Source organism: Mesorhizobium silamurunense (assembly GCF_014843905.1).
Lineage (GTDB): Bacteria > Pseudomonadota > Alphaproteobacteria > Rhizobiales > Rhizobiaceae > Mesorhizobium > Mesorhizobium silamurunense.
In genome coordinates this window covers 103,716-126,579 of record NZ_LPVS01000070.1, presented here as the reverse complement: position 1 = coordinate 126,579, position 22,864 = coordinate 103,716, and the positions used below count along the sequence as shown (strand labels likewise).

Annotated in this window: 23 protein-coding genes and 1 tRNA gene; 16 read left to right on the top strand and 8 right to left on the bottom strand. The window is 63.2% G+C overall.

Annotated elements, in window-relative coordinates; all coding sequences use genetic code 11:
* Nucleotides 1-6 precede the first annotated feature (6 nt).
* The 10 genes from sctJ to AU465_RS19865 all read left to right on the top strand — a co-directional run bounded on the left by sctJ (nt 7) and on the right by AU465_RS19865 (nt 7,797).
* Nucleotides 7-843: a type III secretion system inner membrane ring lipoprotein SctJ gene (sctJ, locus tag AU465_RS19910; protein WP_312891293.1), complete on the top strand. Its 837-nt coding sequence runs from the start codon at nt 7-9 to the stop codon at nt 841-843.
* Nucleotides 780-1,463 carry a SctK family type III secretion system sorting platform protein gene (locus AU465_RS19905; RefSeq protein WP_192251695.1) on the top strand — a complete coding sequence of 228 codons (684 nt, stop codon included), beginning with the start codon at nt 780-782 and terminating at the stop codon, nt 1,461-1,463. The genes sctJ and AU465_RS19905 overlap by 64 nt, the downstream gene beginning before the upstream one ends.
* Nucleotides 1,463-2,083, top strand: a complete 621-nt coding sequence (gene sctL, locus AU465_RS19900) for a type III secretion system stator protein SctL (RefSeq protein ID WP_192251692.1) — start codon at nt 1,463-1,465, stop codon at nt 2,081-2,083. The genes AU465_RS19905 and sctL overlap by 1 nt, the downstream gene beginning before the upstream one ends.
* On the top strand, nt 2,080-3,438 hold the full coding sequence (locus tag AU465_RS19895; protein WP_192251689.1) for a FliI/YscN family ATPase: 1,359 nt from the start codon (nt 2,080-2,082) through the stop codon (nt 3,436-3,438). The genes sctL and AU465_RS19895 overlap by 4 nt, the downstream gene beginning before the upstream one ends.
* Entirely contained in the window at nt 3,425-3,913 is a 489-nt protein-coding gene (locus tag AU465_RS19890; RefSeq protein WP_192251686.1) for a hypothetical protein, read from the top strand. Before AU465_RS19895 ends, AU465_RS19890 begins: the two co-directional genes overlap by 14 nt.
* 110 nt (nt 3,914-4,023) lie before the next feature.
* Complete coding sequence (gene sctQ / locus AU465_RS19885) at nt 4,024-5,037, top strand: type III secretion system cytoplasmic ring protein SctQ (RefSeq protein WP_192251683.1); 1,014 nt, start codon at nt 4,024-4,026, stop codon at nt 5,035-5,037.
* Entirely contained in the window at nt 5,030-5,683 is a 654-nt protein-coding gene (gene sctR, locus AU465_RS19880; protein ID WP_192251680.1) for a type III secretion system export apparatus subunit SctR, read from the top strand. Before sctQ ends, sctR begins: the two co-directional genes overlap by 8 nt.
* An 18-nt stretch (nt 5,684-5,701) precedes the next feature.
* Nucleotides 5,702-5,971, top strand: a complete 270-nt coding sequence (locus AU465_RS19875) for an EscS/YscS/HrcS family type III secretion system export apparatus protein (RefSeq protein WP_192251677.1) — start codon at nt 5,702-5,704, stop codon at nt 5,969-5,971.
* A gap of 9 nt (nt 5,972-5,980) precedes the next feature.
* The gene (gene sctT, locus AU465_RS19870; RefSeq protein WP_192251674.1) at nt 5,981-6,796 is read left to right on the top strand and encodes a type III secretion system export apparatus subunit SctT; all 816 of its coding nucleotides are present in this window, start codon (nt 5,981-5,983) and stop codon (nt 6,794-6,796) included.
* Between the two features lie 167 nt (nt 6,797-6,963).
* Nucleotides 6,964-7,797 carry a D-glutamate cyclase family protein gene (locus AU465_RS19865; RefSeq protein WP_192251671.1) on the top strand — a complete coding sequence of 278 codons (834 nt, stop codon included), beginning with the start codon at nt 6,964-6,966 and terminating at the stop codon, nt 7,795-7,797.
* A 428-nt stretch (nt 7,798-8,225) separates the two neighbouring features.
* Here the strand turns inward: AU465_RS19865 and AU465_RS19860 are convergent.
* Together AU465_RS19860 and AU465_RS19855 are read right to left on the bottom strand one after the other, a co-directional pair.
* Nucleotides 8,226-8,302: transfer RNA gene (locus AU465_RS19860), tRNA-Arg, on the bottom strand.
* Nucleotides 8,303-8,434: 132 nt separating this feature from the next.
* On the bottom strand, nt 8,435-9,598 hold the full coding sequence (locus tag AU465_RS19855) for a M20 aminoacylase family protein (RefSeq protein ID WP_192251668.1): 1,164 nt from the start codon (nt 9,596-9,598) through the stop codon (nt 8,435-8,437).
* Nucleotides 9,599-9,813: 215 nt separating this feature from the next.
* Between AU465_RS19855 and AU465_RS19850 the strand changes: the two genes are divergently transcribed.
* Nucleotides 9,814-10,980 carry a D-alanyl-D-alanine carboxypeptidase family protein gene (locus tag AU465_RS19850; RefSeq protein WP_192251665.1) on the top strand — a complete coding sequence of 389 codons (1,167 nt, stop codon included), beginning with the start codon at nt 9,814-9,816 and terminating at the stop codon, nt 10,978-10,980.
* 2 nt (nt 10,981-10,982) lie between these two features.
* A complete protein-coding gene (locus tag AU465_RS19845) occupies nt 10,983-12,107 on the top strand; it encodes a CobW family GTP-binding protein (RefSeq protein WP_192251662.1) in 1,125 nt (374 codons plus the stop codon).
* Between the two features lie 15 nt (nt 12,108-12,122).
* Here the strand turns inward: AU465_RS19845 and AU465_RS19840 are convergent, their stop codons facing one another.
* From AU465_RS19840 to AU465_RS19820, 5 genes are all read right to left on the bottom strand, one after another.
* Nucleotides 12,123-12,362 carry a sulfurtransferase TusA family protein gene (locus AU465_RS19840; protein WP_192251659.1) on the bottom strand — a complete coding sequence of 80 codons (240 nt, stop codon included), beginning with the start codon at nt 12,360-12,362 and terminating at the stop codon, nt 12,123-12,125.
* A gap of 11 nt (nt 12,363-12,373) precedes the next feature.
* Nucleotides 12,374-13,669 carry a L,D-transpeptidase family protein gene (locus tag AU465_RS19835; protein ID WP_192251656.1) on the bottom strand — a complete coding sequence of 432 codons (1,296 nt, stop codon included), beginning with the start codon at nt 13,667-13,669 and terminating at the stop codon, nt 12,374-12,376.
* Nucleotides 13,670-13,881: 212 nt separating this feature from the next.
* Nucleotides 13,882-14,832: an acetyl-CoA carboxylase carboxyltransferase subunit alpha gene (locus AU465_RS19830; protein WP_192251651.1), complete on the bottom strand. Its 951-nt coding sequence runs from the start codon at nt 14,830-14,832 to the stop codon at nt 13,882-13,884.
* Between the two features lie 99 nt (nt 14,833-14,931).
* Nucleotides 14,932-15,846: a site-specific tyrosine recombinase XerD gene (locus AU465_RS19825; protein ID WP_192251648.1), complete on the bottom strand. Its 915-nt coding sequence runs from the start codon at nt 15,844-15,846 to the stop codon at nt 14,932-14,934.
* 10 nt (nt 15,847-15,856) lie between these two features.
* The gene (locus AU465_RS19820) at nt 15,857-16,009 is read right to left on the bottom strand and encodes a histidine kinase (protein ID WP_192251645.1); all 153 of its coding nucleotides are present in this window, start codon (nt 16,007-16,009) and stop codon (nt 15,857-15,859) included.
* Nucleotides 16,010-16,216: 207 nt separating this feature from the next.
* Between AU465_RS19820 and AU465_RS19815 the strand changes: the two genes are divergently transcribed.
* The 4 genes from AU465_RS19815 to AU465_RS19800 all read left to right on the top strand — a co-directional run bounded on the left by AU465_RS19815 (nt 16,217) and on the right by AU465_RS19800 (nt 21,139).
* Nucleotides 16,217-16,831, top strand: coding sequence for a shikimate kinase (locus AU465_RS19815; RefSeq protein WP_192251642.1), 615 nt, complete (start codon nt 16,217-16,219; stop codon nt 16,829-16,831).
* Nucleotides 16,828-17,949 carry a 3-dehydroquinate synthase gene (gene aroB / locus AU465_RS19810; protein ID WP_192251639.1) on the top strand — a complete coding sequence of 374 codons (1,122 nt, stop codon included), beginning with the start codon at nt 16,828-16,830 and terminating at the stop codon, nt 17,947-17,949. The genes AU465_RS19815 and aroB overlap by 4 nt, the downstream gene beginning before the upstream one ends.
* On the top strand, nt 17,946-18,836 hold the full coding sequence (locus tag AU465_RS19805; protein WP_192251636.1) for an HlyC/CorC family transporter: 891 nt from the start codon (nt 17,946-17,948) through the stop codon (nt 18,834-18,836). The genes aroB and AU465_RS19805 overlap by 4 nt, the downstream gene beginning before the upstream one ends.
* A gap of 308 nt (nt 18,837-19,144) precedes the next feature.
* Nucleotides 19,145-21,139 carry a protein-L-isoaspartate(D-aspartate) O-methyltransferase gene (locus tag AU465_RS19800; protein WP_192251627.1) on the top strand — a complete coding sequence of 665 codons (1,995 nt, stop codon included), beginning with the start codon at nt 19,145-19,147 and terminating at the stop codon, nt 21,137-21,139.
* Between the two features lie 163 nt (nt 21,140-21,302).
* On the opposite strand, the gene AU465_RS19795 is transcribed toward AU465_RS19800, so the two are convergent.
* Complete coding sequence (locus tag AU465_RS19795; RefSeq protein ID WP_192251625.1) at nt 21,303-22,847, bottom strand: SpoVR family protein; 1,545 nt, start codon at nt 22,845-22,847, stop codon at nt 21,303-21,305.
* Nucleotides 22,848-22,864: the final 17 nt, after the last annotated feature.

Here is a 22,864-nt window from a genome sequence, read left to right as displayed (position 1 = left end):
TGCGGAGTGCTCGTGCCCGAATTGGTCCTGCCGCGGCGGTCAGCGCTGTTCAATCGATGCGTCGCCGGGTGCCGCGTCGCGCTTGTTGTCGTGGGCATGCTTATGCTCCAGGCCTGTTCGGTGGAGCTGTATTCCAACCTCGATCAGCGACAGGCCAACGAGATCGTGGCCACGCTGATGCGTCATGGGATTCCGGCCCAACGTGAGGCCGGCAAGGACGGCAAGATGACGGTTTCCGTACAGAAGGGCCGTTTTGCCGAAGCCATGGCCATCCTCGACGAAAGCGGTTTGCCCAAACAGGAATTCCAGACGCTCGGCGAAGTGTTCAAGAGGGGTGGGCTTGTGTCCTCGCCGGTGGAAGAGCGGGCGACGATGATCTATGGCCTGAGCCAGGAGCTTTCGCAGACGATCTCGGACATCGACGGCGTGCTCTCCGCGCGCGTTCATCTCGTTCTGCCCGAAAACGATCCGCTGAGACAGCAGCTGGTGCCGTCGTCCGCCTCCGTCTTCATCCGGCATCGGGCATCCGTGCCGATGAATGCGTTGATCCCACAGGTCAAGATGCTGGTGGCCAAGGGTATCGCCGGGCTGACCTATGACAACGTCTCCGTCACGCTCATTCCGGTCGCCGCGACAGCCCCGGAGCAGGAATCCGAGGCAGGGTTCACAACCTTCCTTGGTCTCTGGCTGCATCCGGACAGCGTGGCAGCCGCGATGTGGCTGTTCTTCAGCATGGCGGCGGCGATATTCGCGCTGGCTGCCCGGTTGGCGTACCTGCAGTGGTACCGACGGCCCGGTGTCTACGCCCTCGACGCTTCCGCAATACCTGTGAAGAAGACATGACGCGGGCCCGCTCGGAGCAAGCCGCCAGCCCGCAGTGGCAGGCATTCGTGTCCGGCCTCGCATCCTATGCGGACGCGGCCCGGCTCGCGGAATGTTTTGACGGCGCGATCAGCGAAGCTGCTTGCCAACGCATGCTGCAGTCGCAACGCCTGCATGAGCGGTTGTCGAAGCTTCTGCTCGAGCACTACCGGCTCTCTTGCGCGGTCGATGAACCATCCGACGAATTGGATCGGGCGATCGCCCTATCGTCGAGGGAGGATCTGGAGGAGCTCGCACTTCGCTCGGGCGCAATCTACTGGGCCGCCAGCCTTGCCGCTGTCATTGATGGACGCGAGGCCGATGCGCTGCAGGTGGCGCTCGGCGCGGATCTCTGCACTTTCGCAGTCGCCAACCGCGATCTGGCCGGTCCGGTGCAGCCGTTGGAAGCTCTGGAAGATATGCGCCGTCGTGTCTATGCCGATGGCCTCAGCTGCCTTGGCGGGTGGTGTCAGGCGATGCCTGGCGAGACGGGCAGGCGCGTTCGCCTCAAGCTCATGCCGCACGAATTCGTCGACCGGACGGCCAAGCCGTTCGTCGAGTGCGGTCCGGCGATCGTCCGGCGCGCGACGAGGTTGGCGTGATGGTCGAACCGGTTACTGCGACCACCGATATGCCAAGGCGGTCTTACGCCCGCATCTTGCGCGCCGCCGAGGCGCGCGCCTGGCAGGATGGGTATGCTTTTCTCGACGGGGCGAGGCGTGATGCCCAGCAGATGCGCGACGCCGCCCGGCGTGCCTATGCAGCCGAATATGCGCAGGGTTATGAGGACGGCAAGGCGCAAGGCGATGCAGATGCCAGCCGACTGATAAGCGAAACAGCAGTCAAGGTGGATCGCTACCTCGGTGGGCTGGAAGCCGAAGTCACCAGTCTTGCCCTCGAGGTCGTCAGGCGAATTCTGGGGGAATTCGACGTCGGCACGCTTGTAGCAAGGGCCGCAAAACAGGCCGTGACCGAAATTCGCCGAGCCAAATATCTGAAGATCCGCGTCCATCCCGCTTCCGTCGACAGGGTTCGCGAAGAGCTGGACGCGATCCTGCGCAAGAGTGATCTGGGCATGACGGTCGAAATCGATACGGACGATGCGCTGGCGGCGACCGCGTGCATCCTTTCGACCGATGTCGCCGTCGTTGACGCCAGCATTGACGTTCAGCTCGATGCCATCGCCACCGCAATCTCGTCAAAGGCCGAGGCGCCGGCATGACAGGTCCCGTCATCGATATCGAGGGCCGGCTGGCGTCCATCGTTCCAAATCTTCGCTCCGGCCTGCGCGACGATGCCAGCCGCCCCCGGAAAGGGCGCGTGCGGCGTGTGCTCGGGACTGTCATCCACGCCACCGTCGAAGAAACCCGCATCGGCGAGATATGCGAGCTGGTCGACCCCAAGACCGGCAGGACGACCAAGGCGGAAGTCGTCGGACTCATGGATGAGATGGCCATCCTTGTTCCGCTGGGCGATCTGACCGGCCTTTCAAACCTGACCGAGGTCGTTGCAACCGGAAAGGATCAGCTGGTGCCCGTCGGACCCGGCCTTCTGGGCCGGGTGATCAGCGCGTTCGGCGAGCCCTTGGATGGCAGGCCGCTTTCGCCTGACGGCATTGTCGGCAGCTATCCGGTCAATGCCTATCCGCCATCCCCGCTGGAGCGGAGCCTGATTTCCGAGCCGATCCAGCTTGGGATCCGCGCTCTTGATGGCCTGCTCACCTGCGCGCGCGGGCAGCGCGTGGGCATCTTCGGCGAGCCTGGTGTCGGCAAGTCGATCCTGCTTTCCGACATCGTCAGCGGCACCGACGCGGATGTTGCCGTGGTCGCCCTCGTCGGCGAGCGCGGGCGTGAGGTGCGCGAATTCCTCGAACACCACCTTGGACCGGAAGGCCGGGAGCGGGCGATCGTCGTCGTCGCGACTTCGGACCGACCCGCCATCGAGCGCGTCAAGGCCGCTTATGTGGCGACCAGCATCGCCGAATTTTTTCGCGACCAGGGCAAGCATGTGCTGCTTGCGATGGACAACATAACCCGGTTTGCCCGTGCACAGCGTGAAATTGGCCTGGCCTCGGGCGAGCCCCCGACGCGGCGCGGTTTTCCGTCTTCGCTATTTGCGGTCTTGCCGCGCCTGCTCGAGCGCTCCGGGCTCGGTCGCGTGGGATCCATCACAAGTCTCTACAGCGTCCTTCTGGAAGGCGACGGCACGCTGGATCCGGTTGCCGAGGAAATCCAGGCGCTTCTCGACGGCCATGTCTTCCTGTCGAACGAACTTGCGCAGCGGAACCATTTCCCTGCCATCGACGTCCTGCGCAGCAGGAGTCGCCTGATGGATGCCGTCATGCCGTCTACGCATCGGGCCGACGCCAGCCGTCTGCGCGAATTGCTCGCTCGCTACGCCGACATCGAACTTCTCTTGCGTGTCGGCGAGTACAAAAAGGGCAGCGACGCCGTGGCGGACGCAGCGGTGGCGAAGATCGACGCCATCAACGCCTTCCTATGTCAGCCGTCCGCCACGCACGAGAGCATCGGCAGGACTCGCCAATTGATGCGGGAGATCGTCGATGAAGGAGCGTGACATGATCGACCGATTGCGCGACCTCAGGCGCCGCCGTGAAGAACGCGCAAGGGAAGACGTGATCAGAAGCCACGCGGCTGCGCACCGGGCGGCAAGGCAAGGCCGCGAGGCGGCCGCAGCGGTGACGGATCACCTCGAGCGCGCCGTCAACGCCGAAAATGCAGCCTTCGATGCGCTTGTCGGACAGACTGTAAAGGTGGCCAGCCTTCGCCGGCTCCAGGGACGCTTCGAGGGCGACGCGAGGAAAACCGAGCAGTTGCGGGAGAACGCGAAGACGGCAGCGCTCACCGAGCAGCGACGGCAAGCGGAATTGTCGGCTGCCCGCCATGACCACAAGGCGAGTATGAGGGCAGTGGCCAAGCTGGACAGGCTATCGGAGCAACTGACCGGACGCAGCGCTCGTCGTCGCCAGGCCTTTGCCGAGCTTTCAGAGGAAGAGGAGCGCGGGCAACCGCGCCTGTCCACAGAACGCTAGCCCAATCCGTGATCGTGAATATGGATGTGATGCCACAAGCCTTCGCGTCGGCGAAAAGGAAAGCGCGGGTGAAACCGGCGACACGGTCGGGCGTCGTCGGACCGCTGCCGTTGGAATCCGTCGCGCCGGGGGACGTCCACGCATTGAGCGCTTTCTACCGCCGGCGCGCGCCCGCGGAGATCACGGTTGCAGGAAAGGCCACGGCGATTGCGACCGTCTGGCCGGCGCAGCAGCCTGATGACGATCTGGTATGCACCATCGCGTTCACGATCGGAGACACGATTGGCAGCTTGCGCCTGCCGTTTGCCGTTGTCGACCGAGGTTTGGCCAGCGCCGTCGAGGTGATCGACATGGAACGACTGGCGCCCGGTCATGCCGCCCTGCTGTTGGAGGCTGCGTTCGAAGACGATCTCGAATGGATCGAGGGCAAGCTGGGTGAGGGGATCTCGATCACCTCGGTCGCGCGAGGGAATGCCATCTCGGGCGAAACTCCATTCGCTTTTGTCCTGACCGGCAAGGATGAAACGATAGGCTGCGTCTTGACCGCGAACGATGCCGCTCTGGCGGTGCGGATCGGTCGCGTTCTCGACGAGCTCGGCAAGACCAAGGCGCCGATCCCGGCCGAATTTCCGCTGCCGGTCTACCTTCGGCGCGGCCCGCTTGTGCTCACCCTTGGCGAGCTTCAAAGCTTGCAGACTGACGATGTGGTGCTTTTCAGCGATGCGACTGAGGAGCGCATGGCGGCGCTCGTCATTGCCGAGCGCCTTTATGCGCCGGTGACCCTGACGGCCGACGGCCCGCAATTGCTTGCCGCGCCGGCCGCTATCGCTGGATCGAATTGGGAGTGGACCATGAACCAGAACGCGCAGCAGCCAGCCGGGCAAACCCTGGAAGAGTCAACGATCGACGAGCTGCCGGTAGCGCTTGCCTTCGAGGTAGGCCGCGCCGCAATGCCGCTCGGAGAAGTGAGGCAGCTTGCACCCGGCGCCATCGTTCCACTCGCAGATGTAGCCGGGGCGAGTGTCGACATCCTCGCCAACGGCAGGCGCATCGGTCGTGGCGAGATCGTGCGGATCGGAGAAAGCGTGGGAGTGCGGATCGTCCGAATGTTCGACAATGCTTGAGAACTCGCCCAACCTGCTTGGAATTCTGATCGCCGTCGGTGTGGTGGGGTTGCTGCCGCTTGCCGTCGTCACGATGACGGGCTTCTTGAAGATTTCGGTCGTGCTGTTTCTCATCCGCAACGCGCTTGGCGTCCAGCAAATGCCGCCCAACCTGGTGCTCTATGGCATAGCGCTCGTGTTGACGGTCTATGTCACCACGCCATTGCTGAGCGAAATGTCGGGCCGGCTTCAGGAGGGGCAGGTCCAGTTCCAGACCACCGATGACCTCGCCAGGGCGGCTCAACTGGTCAGGGAACCATTGCAGCGCCACCTCATGAAATTCACCCAGCCGCAAGAGCGGCAGTTCTTTCTCGATGGAACGAACCGCCTGTGGCCGGAACAGGCGCGGCAGAATCTCAAAGACGACGATCTGTCGATCCTTGTCCCCGCCTTTGTCGCATCCGAGCTTACCCGAGCCTTCGAGATCGGCTTTCTGCTTTATCTGCCTTTCCTGATCATCGATATCGTCGTTGCGAACGTCCTGATGACGCTCGGCATGATCATGGTTTCGCCGGTCCTCATTTCGATCCCGCTGAAACTGTTTCTTTTCGTCGCCATAGACGGCTGGTCGCGGCTGATGCATGGCCTCATCCTGAGCTACGGCTAACGCCGCTGGAGGTTTTGCATGAGCAACGACTTCATCCTGGCGAAGGTCCAGAGCGCGCTTCTGACGGTGCTGCTCGCTTCAAGCCCGGCGATCATCGCGGCGCTGGCCGTCGGCATCCTCGTCGGCCTTGCCCAGGCGCTGACGCAGATTCAGGACCAATCGCTGCCGCAGACCATCAAGCTCGTGGTGATCCTGCTGGTCATCATCGTCTTCGGTCCGCTGCTTGGCCAGCAGATCGCGCAACAGGCCTCGACGGCGCTGGACGAGTTCCCCGTCGTCACGCGTTGAGGCACGCGGATGCCGGTCGAACCAATCTTCACCTCGGTCAAGGAACTTCAGTTCTACCTCCTGGCTGGCGCTTTCGCGCTCGCACGCATGACCGGGTTCATGCTCCTGATGCCGCTCTTTTCGCGCGTGCCGCTGTCTGGGCTTCTGCGCAGCGGTGTGGCGCTGGCGCTGGCGGTTCCGGTCTTTCCGATGATCGTGAACAAGCTGACGAGCACCGATCTCCAGACGACGATGATCGTGCTCTACATGCTCAAGGAGGTCGTGGTCGGGACAACACTCGGGCTGGCGATGGGCATACCGTTCTGGGCGGCGGAGGCCGCGGGCGATATCCTGGATTTGCAGCGCGGTTCCACGATGGGGACGCTGATCGATCCGATGATGACCCATGAGACGGGGGCCACAGGCACCTTGCTCGCCGTGATCATGGTCACGATCTACCTCGCAGCCGGCGGCCTGCAACTTTCCCTGACCGGTCTCTACGACAGCTATGGCCTTTGGCCGATCGACCAACTTCTGCCGGTGTTCAGCAAGGACGCGGCCGGAATCTTTCTCGGTCTGCTGAACCGCATTCTGGTGATGGCGCTGACACTCGTTTTCCCGCTCATCATCAGCATGCTCTTGTCCGACATCGTGCTGGCCTTCCTGGCGCGCGCCTCGCCGCACCTCAATGTTTTTGCGCTTTCGCTGGTCGTCAAGACGCTGGTCTTCAGCCTCGTCTTTGTCCTCTACGCGGCTTTCCTGCTCTCCTACATGAACCGTGACCTCGGTTTCCTACGGGAGGCAGGCCGTCAGATAGAAGCGATCGGCTGCCTGAGTTGTCAGTGAGAGTCAGTATGTCTATGCAAAAATGCTAATAGTCGATCGTTCGCCGCCTAACCAATAAATACAATTTATCGAAGAGGAAAGATTCTGACAATTTGACAAGCGGCTATCCTGCCGATGATCTTGCGCTCTTTCGACGTGTCTGTGAAACGTGCATACTCCCGGAAGCCATGCCTCGCCAGACCACTTCATTGTTCTATGACAATTTGCGACTGGTCGGTGCGGATAAGCTGCGCAGACTGGTTAGGATGGGCGCTTATGAAGGGCATACGGGAGGGCTTGCGAGCGGCAAGCTCCAGGCAAATGTTGTGATTGTGCCCCGTCGCTTTGCTGGCGATTTCCACCGGTTTTGCGTCCGCAATCCCAAAGCCTGTCCATTGGTGGGGGTAAGCCGTGCCGGCAGCCCATTGCTTCCAGCGCTGGGTGATATCGATATCCGTACCGATGCTCCCCAGTACAACATCTACTACTTCGGGGAAGTGATCCGTCAGAAGACAGATATCATCGACCTGTGGCGGGATGATTTTGCCGCTTTCGCGCTCGGCAGTTCGCTTACCGTCGAAGCGGCCCTCATCGAAAAGGGGGTCAAACTTCGCAGCATCGGCAACGGCAAGGCCCTCCCCAAGTTTCGGACCAGCATCATGACATGCGGCGCAGGACCGTTTGGCGGCGAGATGGTCGTCTCCATGCGTCCCATAAGACGGTGCGATGTCGACAAAGCTCGCGCCCTCACCGCACGCTTCCCGCTTGCCCACGGCTCTCCTATCCATGTCGGGGAGCCATCCATTATCGGAATAAGAGATCTGATGGCTCCCGACTGGGGCGATGCCGTCGAAATCATGGACGGGGAAGTCCCGGTGTTCTGGGCCAGCAGCCTAACCGCGCAAGACGCTCTCGCCCGCGCCGAACTCGCGATCTCGATCACAGTATCGCCAGGGCATATGCTGATCACCGACGTTGATGCACAAGCGGATGCGGGTGCCTTCAAGGTCTTCTGGTTCTGACTTCAGCGACGCGAATGAATCGCAGCCCAACCGCATCATTCCACTTTTCGAGCGTTTACCAACGCCGGCAACCGCACGTGCTGTCCATCTCGTGAAACCCTTGATCGATCAGATCGAGCGCGCATTCAAAGAGGGAAGTTGTAGGTGTGCCGGTTGAGATCGCATTGTTGAAAATGCCGGCGGTGCTGCGCAGGAGTGTTCAGACTCGGGTTCGATTCCGACCCCGCAAAAAGTCAATTAAATCAAGTTTTGGCATGCTCTTCGAGCCTGTTGTAACCTTTCGGGCGTTAGAGGTTGACCTGCCAAATCACAGCGCCGCAACCGCGTCTGTATCAGCGATAGAAGGTCTGATGCTCACATTCACCCAAATCGCCGTACTAATCTTCAGAAAAAGTACGGCGGACCACCCGCTAAGTCATTGAAAACTTTGGTGATCCCGACAGGAATCGAACCTGTGACCTACAGATTAGGAATCTGCCGCTCTATCCTACTGAGCTACGGGACCACGCGGCCCGACACATAAACGCTTCGGGCCCGTTCGCCAAGAGGCGTTGCTGGCGTGCCGAGCGGCACTTTGCTCCGTGGCGCCGGGCGAGTGGGCGGCGAGGCAAATCTCGCCGCCGCGCCGCGGAGGCGCTCAGGCGGCGAGCGCCGTCTCGGCCAGCCGCACCCAGTAGCTCATGCCGTGCGGGATGACTTCGTCGTTGAAGTCGTAGGCCGGATGGTGGAGGCCGGCTGAGTCGCCGTTACCGATGAAGATGAAGGCGCCGGGGCGCGCTTCCAGCATGTAGGAAAAATCCTCGCCGCCCATCACCGGCTGGATGGCGCGGTGGACATGGGCGTCGCCGGCGACGTCGGCGGCGATGTCGCTGGCGAAGACCGTCTCTTCCGCATGGTTGAAGGTGACGGGATAGTTGGCGTCGTAGTCGACCTCGATCGTCGCGCCGAAGGCCGACGCCAGGCCGGCGCAGATGGCGCGGATGCGCTCTTCCGCTTTCCTGGCCACTTCCTTCTTCAACGTGCGCACCGTGCCGGCGATCTCGGCCTTCTCGGGAATGACGTTGTAGGCATCGCCGGCGTGAAACTTGGTCACCGACACGACGACGGCCTCGACCGGATCGGTGCTGCGGGAAGCAATGGTCTGCAGCGCGCCGACCAACTGGCTGGTGATGACGATCGGGTCGATCGTGCCGTGCGGCATGGCCGCGTGGCCGCCGCGCCCCTTGACGGTGATGGTGAATTCGGCGGTCGCCGCCATGATCGGGCCGGGCTTGATGGCGAACTCGCCGACGGGAAGGCCGGGCATGTTGTGCATGCCGAACACCTTCGAGATGCCGAAGCGCTCCATCATGCCGTCCTTGACCATCTCGTTGCCGCCGCCGCCGCCTTCCTCGGCCGGCTGGAAGATCACCGCCACCGAGCCGGCAAAATTTCGCGTCTCGGCAAGATATTTGGCGGCGCCGAGCAGCATGGCGGTGTGGCCGTCATGGCCGCAGGCGTGCATCTTGCCCGGGGCGGTCGACGCATAGGGCTTGCCGGTGATCTCGGCGATCGGCAGCGCGTCCATGTCGGCGCGCAGGCCGATGGTCGGACCCTCGCCCTTGCGGCCGCGGATGATGCCGACGACGCCGGTCTTGCCGAGCCCCGTCACAACCTCGTCGCAGTCGAAGGCCTGCAGCTTGTCGGTGACGAAGGCGGCGGTCTGGAAGACGTCGAAGTTCAGTTCCGGCGTCTGGTGCAGATGGCGCCGCCAGCCGGCGACTTCTTCCTGCATTTCCGCGGCACGGTTGAGAATTGGCATAATCGGTCCATCTCTTTGTTGGGGCAGGCGGCTCAGGGCCGCTGCCCGGCAATTGTGATTGCCTGGCGCTTTGCCATTTTGGCGTCACATAGGGTAAATAGCACCGCATAATGCGGTCCGGGGTCGAGGGTCGGTCCGCACCATGCTGGCTATCGCGTAACGAAATCTTACGGAGCCAGCGGCGATTACGGCAAGAGGCGATTTCGGATTTGATTATGCGGCAAAGGCATTTCTTCAACCTATTGCTTGCGGCGGCGCTGGCACTGCCGGTGCTTTCCGGCGCCGCGCGCGCCAATCCGGTGGTGCTGTTCGACCTGAAGAGCGGCAAGGTTCTGGAGCACCAGGACGCCTTCAAGCGCTGGTACCCGGCCTCGCTGAGCAAGCTGATGACGGCCTATGTCACGTTCCGGGCGATCGCAGCCGGCGAAGTTGCGCTCGATTCGCCGATCAAGGTGACGAAACATTCCGCCGGCGAGCCGCCGAGCAAGATGGGCTTCAAGCCGGGCTCGGTGATGCGGCTCGACAATGCGCTGAAGATGATGCTGGTCAAGTCGGCCAACGACATCGCCATGGCGGTGGGCGAGAACATCGGCGGATCGCAGGCGGCCTTCGCCGACCGCATGAATGCCGAGGCCGCCAGGCTCGGCATGGTCGGAACGCATTTCGTCAATCCGAACGGGCTCTATTCGCCGGACCAATACACGACCGCGCGCGACCTTGCCGTCCTGGTGACGGCGCTCCGCAACGATTTTCCGCAATATGCGCCGTGGTTCTCCATCGAGGGGCTTGCGGTCGGCAAGAAGGCGCTTCCCAACTACAATCTCCTGATCGGCCGCTATCCGGGCGCCGACGGCATGAAAACCGGCTTCGTCTGCTCGTCGGGCTTCAACATGATCGGCTCGGCGACCCGCAATGGCCGCACGCTGGTCGCCGTCGTGCTCGGCGAAAAATCAGCGATCAGCCGCGCCGAAACGGCGGCGAAACTGCTCGACCAGGGTTTTGATGCGCCGGCAGCCGGCGCGACGACGCTCGCGGCGCTCAAGCCCTATGGCGACACGCTGTCGCCCAACGATTTGCATGACGAGATCTGCAAGAAGAAGCCGAAGGAAGAGCAATCCGAGGCAGCGCCGACCGTCGCCGCCAAGGACAAGCCGAAATCGCCCTATCAGGTGAAGCTCGACCATCCGACGCTGATCGCGGTCGGCCTCGGCGGTGCGACCGGACCGGCGCCCAAGGCCTTCGTCGACCAGGCCGATCAGAACTATGCCGATGTGCCGCTGCCGACCTGGCGGCCCGACATGCCGCTGCCGGCCGGCGCCGCACCCGCCGCCACCGCTTCCGCCGCGGCGCAGGGAGATCAATCGACCAAGGCGGCGAACTAGCGATGACAGGGCAGAGGCGCGGCGGCTTTCCCATTCCCGTCTCGGTGCTCACCGGCTTTCTCGGCGCCGGCAAGACGACGCTGCTCAACCGGCTGCTCAAGGATCCGGCGCTTGCCGACACGGCCGTCATCATCAACGAGTTCGGCGAGGTGGCGATCGACCATCTTCTGGTCGAGCAGGCTTCGGACGGCATCATCCAGCTTTCCGACGGCTGCCTCTGCTGCACGGTGCGCGGCGACCTTGTCGACACGCTGGCCGATCTCGTCGACCGGCTGCAGACCGGCCGCATCGCCAAGCTGGCGCGCGTCGTCGTAGAAACCACGGGGCTTGCCGACCCTGCGCCGGTGCTGCAGTCGATCATGGCGCATCCGGCGCTGCTGCAGGCTTTCCGGCTCGACGGCGTCATCACGCTGGTCGATGCCGTCAACGGCGAGGCCACGCTCGATGCGCATGTGGAAGCGGTGAAGCAGGCGGCGGTCGCCGATCGCATCGTGCTGACCAAGACCGATCTCACGGAGGCAAGCGGTGTCGAGGCCCTGCGGGCGCGACTTCATCAGATAAACCCGAGCGCCGTCCTGCTCGACGTCAATGATACCGCTGCCGACGCGGCATCGTTGTTCAATTGCGGCCTCTACAATCCCGAAACCAAGAGCGCCGATGTGCGGCGCTGGCTCGGCGAAGAGGCAGCGCATGATCACGATCATAATCACCACGACGATGGCCACGATCACAGCCACCATCATCACGACCATCGCCACGACAGCCGCGTACATTCCCACTCGCTCGTCCACAATGGACCAGTGCCGTTCTCGGCGATCGAGATGTTCCTCGATTTGTTGCGCTCGACGCATGGCGAGAAACTGCTGCGCATGAAGGGCGTCATCGAGCTGATGGAAGATCCGTCACTGCCGCTGGTCATCCACGGCGTGCAGAAGGTCCTGCATCCGCCGGCAAGGCTGCCGGCCTGGCCGGACGGGCAGCGCGGCACCCGGCTGGTGCTGATCACGCTTGATATGCCGCAAGACTATATCCAGCGGCTGTTCGCCGCCTTCACCAACAAGCCGTCGATCGACACGCCCGACCGGGCGGCGCTGGAGGCCAATCCGCTGGCGATTGCCGGACTGTAAGACGAAAGACCTGGTTCAGGCCGCCGTGCCGCGTTCGACCAGGAAACGATGGCCGCCGGCAATCGTGGCCGTCTCGATCAGTTGGTGGCCGGCATCGGCGCAGAAGGCCGGAATGTCGATCACGGCCAGCGGGTCGGTGGTTTCCAGCCACAGACGGCTGCCGGGCCGCATCGCGGCCAGGCGTTTGCGCGCCTTGAGCACCGGCAACGGGCAGTTCAGCCCCTTCAAATCGTAGATAGCGGTTGATCTGGCCAAGATCGAAAAATCTAGCCGCCGAACATGCCGAGTAGCTTCTTCTTCAGCTTCGAGACTGTGCCTTCGTCGGCGCTCGCCGCCTGGGTCTCAGCCGCCGGCTGGCCCGGCGCGACCTCGACGCCCGCGGTGACCACCGGCTGCTGAGCCGCCTGCTTGGCGGCTTCCTTTTCGGCCAGAGCCTGCGCCTTGGCAGCTTCCTTGGCGGCCTTGGCCGCCTCGATCGCGGCCAGCCGCTGCTCCTCGGCCTTGCGCTTGGCTTCCTTCTCCGCGTCGATCGCCGCCATCTTCCGGCCAAGCGGGGAATCGATGCGGCCCATGCGCGTCGTCTCCGTCACCGAGCCGTCGGAATTCATCGACGGCGGGTCGATCGGCACGCGCTCGCCGCGGGCGCGGCGCTTCGACCAATCGGAAACGATGCTGGCTTCCTTGATACCGGCAATGGTCGGCTTGGGTGCCGGGGTGCTCGACTTCACAGCCGAGTTGAAGGCCGCGTCGTAGCTCTTCTCATAGTTGGCATACGCCGTCTTCAGCGAGTCGGGCTGCGTCGTTTCAGGGCAGGGGCCGGTCGGGTTGAAGGTCGTGCCTTCGGGCGCGACCTGGTTGAAGACGTAACGTTTCTCGCAGACGTCAACCTTCGGCGGCACCTTGGTAATCTCGAAATTGTCGTAGCCGACCTTCAGCATCTTCCAGAACTCGTAGTTCGGGTCGTTGCGGTAGCGCGCCATGTTGGCGGCGGTCATGCGGAACGGAAAGGCCTGGATCTGGAACTCGGTCTGGCCGCCCTGGAAAGCATCACGGCCGAAGGCATAGATCTGCTCGATCTGCGCATCGGTCATCGAATAGCAACCGGAGGACGAACAGGCGCCGTGCACCATCAGGTTGGCGCCGGTGCGGCCGTTGGCGCGATCATAGGCGTTGGGGAAGCCGATGTTGAAGGACAGGTGGTAGTTCGAGCGCGGATTCATCTGCGAGGGACGCACCGTGTAGAAGCCTTCTGGCGCCTGGCGGTCGCCCTCGGTGTATTTGGGACCGAGCTTGCCCGACCATTTGCAGATGTCGTAGCTGGCGACGAGATCGTAGCGGCCGTTGGTCTTGGCCTTCCAGATCTCCAGCTTGCCTTCTTCCTTGAAGATGCGTGCCATCACCGACGAAGTGCGCACCATGCCCTTCGCCCTCATGTCGGCAAGGATCTTGTCCGGCAGCGGCTTGTTGGCCTCCGGCGCAAAATCCTTCATCGACGAATCATTGCAGCCGGCGACGCCTATCGCGGCGATCAGGACTCCGGTGCGGGCAAGCTTGGCAAACATCGATACGGCTACGTCTTTTCTCTCGGGCCAACGGCTTCGGCATGGCCTGGCCCGCAGGCTGAACACCAATGAACCGTAAGCCCGTTAACCTTGAAAATTCCTTACCGCAAGCATCGGCCAACCCCTCACGGATATTTTCATTGAGCCGAATGCGGCGGCATTTTTGTGGCGAAATTGTTCGTTGCCGCCACAGTTTACCGCGAGCGGCCCGATTAAAGGCTGCGGCCCATCGCCAGATATTTCTCGCGGCGCTGCTCGCGGAAGTCGACGTTGGCGCCGGCAAAGTCCCTCATCGTCTTGGCGATCAGGTCGCCGGTGGCGGCAATCACCGTTTCCGGCGCACGCTGGGCGCCGCCCATCGGCTCGGGAACGATGGCGTCGATGATCTTCATTTCGAGAAGATCCTGGGCGGTGATCTTCATGTTGGTCGCCGCGTCCTTGGAACGGGTGGTGTCGCGCCAAAGGATCGAGGCCGCGCCCTCGGGCGAGATCACCGAATAGATGGCGTGCTCCAGCATGTAGACGCGGTTGGCGGTGGCGATCGCGATGGCGCCGCCGGAGCCGCCTTCGCCGATGACGACGGAGATCGACGGCACCTTCAGCGCCAGGCAGGCCGAGGTCGAGCGCGCGATGGCCTCGGCCTGGCCGCGCTCCTCGGCGCCGACGCCGGGATAGGCGCCGGCGGTGTCCACCAGCGTCAAGAGCGGGATGCTGAAGCGATCGGCAAGCTCCATCAATCGCACCGCCTTGCGGTAGCCTTCAGGCCGCACCGAGCCGAAATTGTGCTTTATGCGGCTTGCCGTGTCGGAACCCTTCTCCTGGCCGATCACCGCCACCGGCTCGCCGCGGAAGCGCGCGAAGCCGCCGACGATCGCCTGGTCGTCGCCGAAATTGCGGTCGCCGGCCAAAGGCGTGAAATCGCTGAACAGGCCCTTGATGTAGTCGAGGCAGTGCGGCCGGTCCGGATGGCGGGCCACCTGCACCTTCTGCCACGGGGTGAGCGCCTTATAGAGGTCGCGCAGCGCATCGCGCGAACGCTTTTCCAGCCTGCTGATCTCGTCGGCGACATCGACCGCCTCGCCGTTCTCCGCGAGCTTCTTCAGCTCAAGGATCTTGAGCTCCAGATCCTGCACCGGCTTTTCGAAATCGAGGTAATTGTACATGCTTGGGCGGACCGATCCGTCGGAAGGCAATGGCTGGCGGAACCATGGAAATGCTGGCTCCGGGCGGTGGAACGTCGCCCTCACATAGCGATATGAGGCCTAGTCGGCAAGCGGATGATGATCGTTGACCAGCCGCACCAGCCGCTCCTCCAGCACATGGGTGTAGATCTGCGTGGTGGAGATATCGGCATGGCCAAGCAGTTGCTGCACGGCTCTAAGATCGGCGCCGTTCTGCAGGAGATGGCTGGCAAAGGCATGGCGCAGAACATGCGGCGAGATCTTGGCCGAGGCGATGCCGGCCCGCGCCGCCAAACCTTTGAGATCGCGCGCGAAAACCTGCCGGGAAAGATGGCCGCTATCAGATGAGGCGGGAAATAGGTAGGGGCTGTCGGCAAAGGCCGGCCTGGTTGCCCGCTCCGAAAGCCATGCCCGCATCGCGGCGCGCGCCTTGGCCGACAGCGGCACCATGCGCTCCTTGTCGCCCTTGCCGCGCACCATGAAGAAACGGTCGTCGCGCAGCGCGACCGTCACCGGCAGGCCGACCAATTCGGAAACGCGCAGGCCCGTGGCATAGAGCACCTCGACCAGCGCGTGCAGGCGTAGCGCCGCCAGCCGATCATCGTCCGGCGCGCCGCCGTCCGCCTCCTCCGCCGCACGGTCGAGCATGCGACCGGTCTCGGCTTCGGTCATGGTCTTCGGCAGCGGCCGGCCCTTCCTCGGACTGTCCAGCGTGCCGGTCGGGTCGTCGCCGCGCAGGCCTTCGGCGTAAAGGAACTTGAAGAACTGGCGGATTGCCGACAATTTGCGCGCCTGCGAGGTCGGGGCGAAGCCGCGCGCGGCGATGTCGTCGAGATAGGCGCGGATATTCTCCGCTCCCGCTCCCGCCAGTCCGCCGCCGATGGCTTCGGAGGCGTCTTCCAGGTCGCGGCGGTAGGAGGACAGCGTATTCTCGGCCGCACCCCGCTCGGCGCTCATCATCTCCAGAAAGGCTTCGATGCGGGCCGCGCTGTTCATCTGGCCTGGGTCAGTTCTTCTTCGGATTGAGCTTTTCGGCGGGAATGCGCACGCTCATTTCCGCCTTCTTCGGCTCCACGAACATCGCCAGCGCGAACATCGCGCCATAGGTGACGCCTGCAAGAACCGCCAGCGTCACGACAAACCGAAACAATGTCGGCATTCAATCTTCGCCCGTCTTCTTGTTCTGCGATTCCAAACCCTGTGCCCTTATGGGACGCCAATCCGGCCAATTCAAGGACGAAGGATTTGGGCAAAGGATTTGTCGGCGAAGGTTCTCGAAGGAAAGCCGCACGATCAGGCCCGCCTGCGGGGCCCTGCTTGACGCAAACAGGCTTTTGATGTCGATACGGCGCAAAGAGGGTTCCGCATGAACGCGCTACCAGCAAATCCGCCGGACGAAGGCCGTGTCGCGCTGCTCGAGTGCCTCGGCAGCCGCTCCATCGTCTTTGTCGGCCTGATGGGCGCCGGCAAGACGGCGATCGGCCGCAAGGTGGCGGCGATGCTTTCGCTGCCCTTCATCGACAGCGACCAGGAGATCGAGAGCGTATCGCGCATGACCGTGCCGGAGCTGTTCGAGCGCTATGGCGAGCCTGAGTTCCGGGCGCTGGAGCAGCGGGTGATCCTGCGGCTGCTCGAGAACGGTCCGCAGGTGCTGTCGACCGGCGGCGGTGCCTTCATGAACGCGCAGACGCGCGAGGCGGTCGCCGGCCATGGTGTCTCGGTCTGGCTGAAGGCCGATCTCGATCTCCTGATGGAGCGGGTTTCGAAGAAGCAGAACCGGCCGCTGTTGAAGAATCCCGATCCGCGCGGCGTGCTGGAGAAGCTGATGGGCGAGCGCTATCCGGTCTATGCCACGGCCGACATCACCGTTTCGACCCGCGACGACCGCAAGGAAGTCATCGCCGGCGAGGTGGTGTGCGCGCTTTGCGCCTATCTCGGGATCGCGGCAATCGCCACCAGCGACGACGAGGTAGAGCCGTGAGCCACGCCGAACCGGTGAAGGTCGAGGTCGGGCTCGGCGACCGTGCTTATGACATACTGATCGGGCCCGGCCTGCTTTCCGGCGCCGGAACCGAAATCGCGGGCCGCCTTCCCGGCACACGGGCGGCCATCGTCACCGACGAGAATGTCGCCGCAGCGCATCTCGAAACGCTGAGGGCCGGCCTGGAAAAAGGCGGCATCCAGGCCGCCGTCATCACGTTGCCGGCCGGCGAAAAGACCAAGAGCTTCGCCCACCTCGAAGAGGTCGTCGACGGCGTGCTCGCCGCCAGGCTCGAACGGCGCGACGTGGTGATAGCACTCGGCGGCGGCGTCATCGGCGATCTTGCCGGTTTCGCCGCCGGCATCGTGCGGCGCGGGATGAATTTCGTGCAGGTGCCGACCTCGCTGCTGGCGCAGGTCGATTCTTCGGTCGGCGGCAAGACCGGCATCAACAGCGTACGCGGCAAGAACCTGGTCGGGGTCTTCAACCAGCCCAAGCTGGTGTTGGCCGACACCGGCGTGCTCGACACGCTGCCGATCCGCGAGTTCCGCGCCGGCTATGCCGAGCTTGCCAAATACGGGCTGATCGACCGGCCCGGCTTCTTCGCCTGGCTGGAGGAGAACTGGCAAAAAGTGTTCGCCGGCGGCCAGGAGCGGACCGAAGGCATCGCCGAGGCCTGCCGGGCCAAGGCCGATGTGGTCGCCCGCGACGAGTTCGAGACCGGCGACCGCGCGCTGCTCAATCTCGGCCACACTTTCGGCCATGCGCTCGAAGCCGCCACGAATTACGACGGCGCCCGTCTCGTCCATGGCGAGGGCGTCGCCATCGGCATGGCGCTGGCGCACCGCTTCTCGGCGCGCCTCAATCTGGCTAGCCCTGACGATGCCGAGCGCGTGGAAGCGCATCTTCGCGCCGTCGGCCTGCCCTGGCGGATGGCCGACATATCCGGCGAATTGCCGGATGCCGAGGCGCTGCTTGGCTTCATCACCCAGGACAAGAAGGTCTCGCGCGGCGCGCTCACCTTCATCCTGACGCGCGGCGTCGGCCAGGCCTTCATTGCCAAGGACGTGCCGCCCTCGGAAGTGCTGTCCTTCCTCAAGGCGAGCCATCCCGGATGATCGACGCCGGCTGGATCGCCGCAGCCGTCCTTGCCGCCATCATCGTGCTGGCGCTTCTCTTGCGCACCCCTCTGTTCGCGGCGCTCGGCTACAGTCTGCAGCCGATCGAGCCGACGGCGCCCGAGGACGATGAGCCGGACGAGAACGGCGACGACACCCGCCGCAACGGGCAGGCGCGCGAGGACCGCAACCGGCTGGGCGCGCTGTTCGATCTCGAGGAGCTCGAGGTTTCGGACGTGATGGTCCATCGCACCAACATGCGCTCGGTCAACGCCGACGATCCGCCGGAAATGGTGGTGCGCGAGATCCTGCAGAGCCCGCACACCCGCATGCCACTCTGGAAAGGCACGCTCGACAACATCGTCGGCGTGCTGCACGCCAAGGATCTGCTCAGGGCGCTCAACGAGGTCGGCAACGACTTTTCCAAGATCGACGTGACAAAAATCGCGTCGAAGCCATGGTTTGTGCCCGACACCACCACCTTGCAGGATCAGCTCAACGCCTTCCTGCGCCGCAAGGCGCATTTCGCCATCGTCGTCGACGAATATGGTGAGATGGAAGGGCTGGTGACGCTGGAAGACATCATCGAGGAGATCGTCGGCGAGATTGCCGACGAGCACGATGTCGACATGCAAGGCGTCAAGCAGGAGGCCGACGGCTCGGTCGTCGTCGACGGCACGGTGCCGATCCGCGACCTCAACCGGGCGCTCGATTGGGATCTGCCGGACGAGGAGGCGACGACGATCGCCGGCCTCGTCATCCACGAGACGCAGACGATCCCCGAGGAAAAGCAGGCCTTCACCTTCCACGGCAAGCGTTTCGTCGTGATGAAGCGCGACAAGAACCGCATTGCGAGGTTGAGGATCCGTCCCGCCGGCGAGGGTTAAGGCGCGTTGATACTCAGGTGATACCGGCCTGCAAATGGCGATCTTCGCCTTGCGTTACGCCATTTTCCGCAAAGCCTGCCGAAGGGCAACGAGCTCATTGACGACCGGCTAGGATCATCCGGTCCAACTGAGCCCCCCGGATTGAGCCGACAACGGATTTGGTGCGCGGCAAGCGCTGGCTCCGCCGCGGAACCATGAGGCCTCGCATGAGTTGGAGAGGCAATCCGTGAGAAGCGCGTTCAAGACGCCGCCGCAAGCCCGGGAAACATAGCGGTCAAGTGCCTCGGCGTTCCCCAAGGAGGCAAAAAATGCTCGATCTTTCTCGTGAACGCAATCGAATGGTCGACGTCCACATCAGCCGCCGTGGCATCCACGATCGGGAGATTCTGCACGCGATGCGCGAGGTTCCGCGTGAAGCGTTCGTCGAGCCTGGCTTTGAAGAATTCGCCTATGAAGACGGGCCATTGCCGATCGCCGACGGCCAGACGATATCGCAGCCTTATATTGTCGCCTTCATGATCGACATGGCCGGGCTCGAGCCGGGGGACCATGTCCTTGAGGTCGGTACGGGCTCCGGCTATGCGGCCGCCGTGATGAGCCGCATCGTCGACCATGTCTATACGATCGAGCGTCACCCCGGCTTGGCTGAAACGGCTAGGCAACGGTTCAAAAAGCTGGGTTACGGCAATATCGAGGTGCGGACCGGCGACGGCACCAAGGGCTGGCCCGAAGCAGCTCCTTTCGATGCCATCCTGGTCGCGGCGGGCGGACCAGGCGCACCGCTTGCGCTGCAGGAACAGCTCGACGTCGGCGGCAGGCTGGTCATTCCAATCGGCGACGAGCCGGATGAGCAGCGGCTTCTGAAGGTCGTGCGAACAGGAGCCGCGACTTACAGCGAAGAGGATTTCGGCGGCGTAAGATTTGTTCCCCTGATCGGCGAGCAGGGCTGGCCTGAAGGCAGCAACTTCGCCACGACCGGCCATCTTGTCGGCCGTGCCCGCGCCCGAAGCCTGCCGGAGATGATCGCCGCGGCGGCCGAGCCGCTCCCGGAATTCGATGATCCGGCATTCGGCGCGTTGTTCGACCGGTTTGCCGATCGGCGCGTTGTCCTGCTGGGCGAGGCCAGCCACGGTACGTCCGAGTTCTACCGGGCCCGCGCCGCGATTACCCGCAGACTCATCGAAAAGCACGGCTTCACTGTTGTGGCCGTAGAGGCCGACTGGCCCGATGCCGCGGCGATCGACCGTTACGTCCGCCACCGCGCCGCTTCAGCCAGCCCAGATACGCCATTCCAGAGATTTCCCACCTGGATGTGGCGCAACACGGATGTCGCGGCCTTTGTCGCGTGGCAGCGAGAATACAACGGCCGCGTCAGGCTATCGTCCCGTCAGGCAGGCTTCTATGGCCTCGATATCTACAACATGAGCGGATCCATCGCAGCGGTCCTGAAATACCTCGATCGCGTCGATCCGCAAGCGGCAGGCGTCGCCCGTGAACGCTATGGCTGCCTGACGCCGTGGCAGAGTGAACCTTCCACTTATGGCCGCGCCGCGCTGACCGAAGGCTATCAGAAATGCGAAGAGGCCGTGCTGCAACAGTGCCGCGACCTGCTGGCAAGGCAGCTCGAACACGCCGAGCGCGATGGCGCCGATCTGTTCGACGCTACGCAAAACGCCCGGCTCATCGCTTCGGCCGAGCGTTACTATCGCATCATGTACTATGGCGGCCCGCAATCGTGGAATCTGCGCGATACGCATATGTTCGAGACGCTGGAGCATCTGCTGGCGGCGCGTGGCCCGGATGCCAGGGCGGTGGTATGGGCACACAATTCCCACATCGGCGATGCCCGCTACACCGAAATGGGGATCGTCCGGGACGAGGTGAACATCGGCCAGCTCTGCCGGCAACAATTCGGCAACGAGGTGGCCCTGATCGGCTTTGGCACCCATTCCGGGACCGTTGCCGCAGCCTCGGACTGGGACGGCGAAATGGAAGTGAAAGCAGTGCGGCCTTCGCATGGCGACAGCTACGAGCGGCTCTGCCACGATTGCGGCGTCGCGCGCTTCCTGCTCGACCTGAGGCGCGATGAACCCTTGCGGAGCCGGCTTCTCGAGCGCCGGCTGGAGCGCTTTATTGGCGTGATCTATCGGCCGGAAACCGAATTGCGCAGCCATTATGCGGATGTGTCGCTTGCACAGCAGTTCGATGCCTTCGTCTGGTTCGACGAAACAGAAGCGGTAACGCCGCTTGGACCGGAGCATGCAGTGGCGGGCGTTCCCGATACCTATCCGTTCGGCCTTTAGAGGGTTGCGGCGTCACGTAGAGCAGGACCGCGAGCGCGACGACGCCGCCGATCCCGGCAAATCCGCCAATCGTCAAGCCGGGATAGCAGATCGCCTGCACGAATTTGTAGGTGGCTCCTTGAGACGCAACTTGCCGGGCGCCTTGGTGCAACCGGGAACCATCTCAAAGTTCCTTTGTCGAGCGCTCGCTGAGCGTCGCGCCGGTTTCAGCATCCATTGCCGCCAGGCTGACGTCGTAGCCCCATAGGCGTCGGATATGGCGCAGGGTCGCGTCGCGGCTTTCGTCCTCGAGCAGGATGCCGTCCTTGACATTGTGCCGCAGCCGCAGATGCCGGTCTCCCAGAAGGTCGACGTCAACCACCTGGATATCGGGCCGGCTCGCACCCACGTCGTAGCTCTGGGCCAACGCGGACCGTATCTTGCTGTAGCCGCGCTCGTTGTGGATCGAGGCGACTTCGTAGTGCGGCTCGTCCGCGCCGTCGGCCAGCACGAAGAGCCGCCATTTCCGGATCAGGGCGGGGCTCAGATACTGGCGGACGAAGGATTCGTCACGGTGGTTGGCCCAGGCATCGAGCAAGGTGTCGCGCCAGTCGCCGCGGCCGGCGATGTCCGGAAACCAGTCGCGGTCCTCCGCGGTCGGCTCGGTCGAGATGCGCTGGATGTCCTGCATCATGCCGAGACCCAGCGCATAGGGATTGATGCCGGAAAAACGCGGATCGTCGAAGGCAGGCTGGAAAACCACGTTCGAATGATTGCGCAGGATCTCGAGCATGGCGCCTTCGCTGATGCGGCCACGATCGAAAAGCATGTTCATGAGCGTGTAGTGCACGAAGGTGGCGCAGCCCTCGTTCATCACCTGGGTCTGCCGCTGCGGGTAAAAATATTGCGCAATCACACGCACGATCCGGATGATCTCGCGCTGCCAGGGCTCGAGCACCAGGCTGTTCTTCTCCAGGAAGTAGAGCAGGTTCTCCTCGGGCAGATTGAGCGATTTCTTCCGCTCGGCAAGGCTTTCGTCCGCTGCCTCTGGCTTGTTCCTTCCCTGCGACGGCGGCAGCGTGCGCCACAAATCATTATAGGAGCGCTCCTCATATTCGAGGCGCTCGCGAAGCCCTTCGCGCTGCTGCTCCGACGACAGCTTCGGCGGACGATGGTAGCGGAAGACGCCTTGCTCCATCAGCGCGTGGGCGGAATCGAGCACCGCCTCCACGGCCGCCAGGCCGTGCCGTTCCTCGCATCGGGCGATGTAGCTTTTGGCAAAGTCCAGATAGCTCAGGATGCCTCCCGCGTCCGTCCATTGCCGGAAGAGATGATTGTTCTTGAAGAAATGGTTGTGGCCAAGCGCGGCATGGGCCGTCACCAGGGCCTGCAAGGCCATGGTGTTCTCTTCCATCAGGTAGACGATGCAGGGGTTGGAGTTGATGACCAGTTCATAGGCCAAACCGCGCGCGCCCTTGCGGTAGAGAAACTCGTTGTAAAGGAAATGCTTGCCGAACGACCAATGCCGATACATCAGCGGCATGCCGACCGAGGAATAGGCGTCGAGCATCTGCTCGGAGGAAATGACCTCCATCTGCACCGGATAGATGTCGAGGCGAAGCTCTTCGACCCCTATCGCCTCGATCTCTTCGTAGACGCGCGACAGTTTCGCAAAATCCCAGTCCGACCCGGAAAACAGCAGTTCGGATTTGCGCGCTTGACTGACCATCGGCTCCTATCCCATCG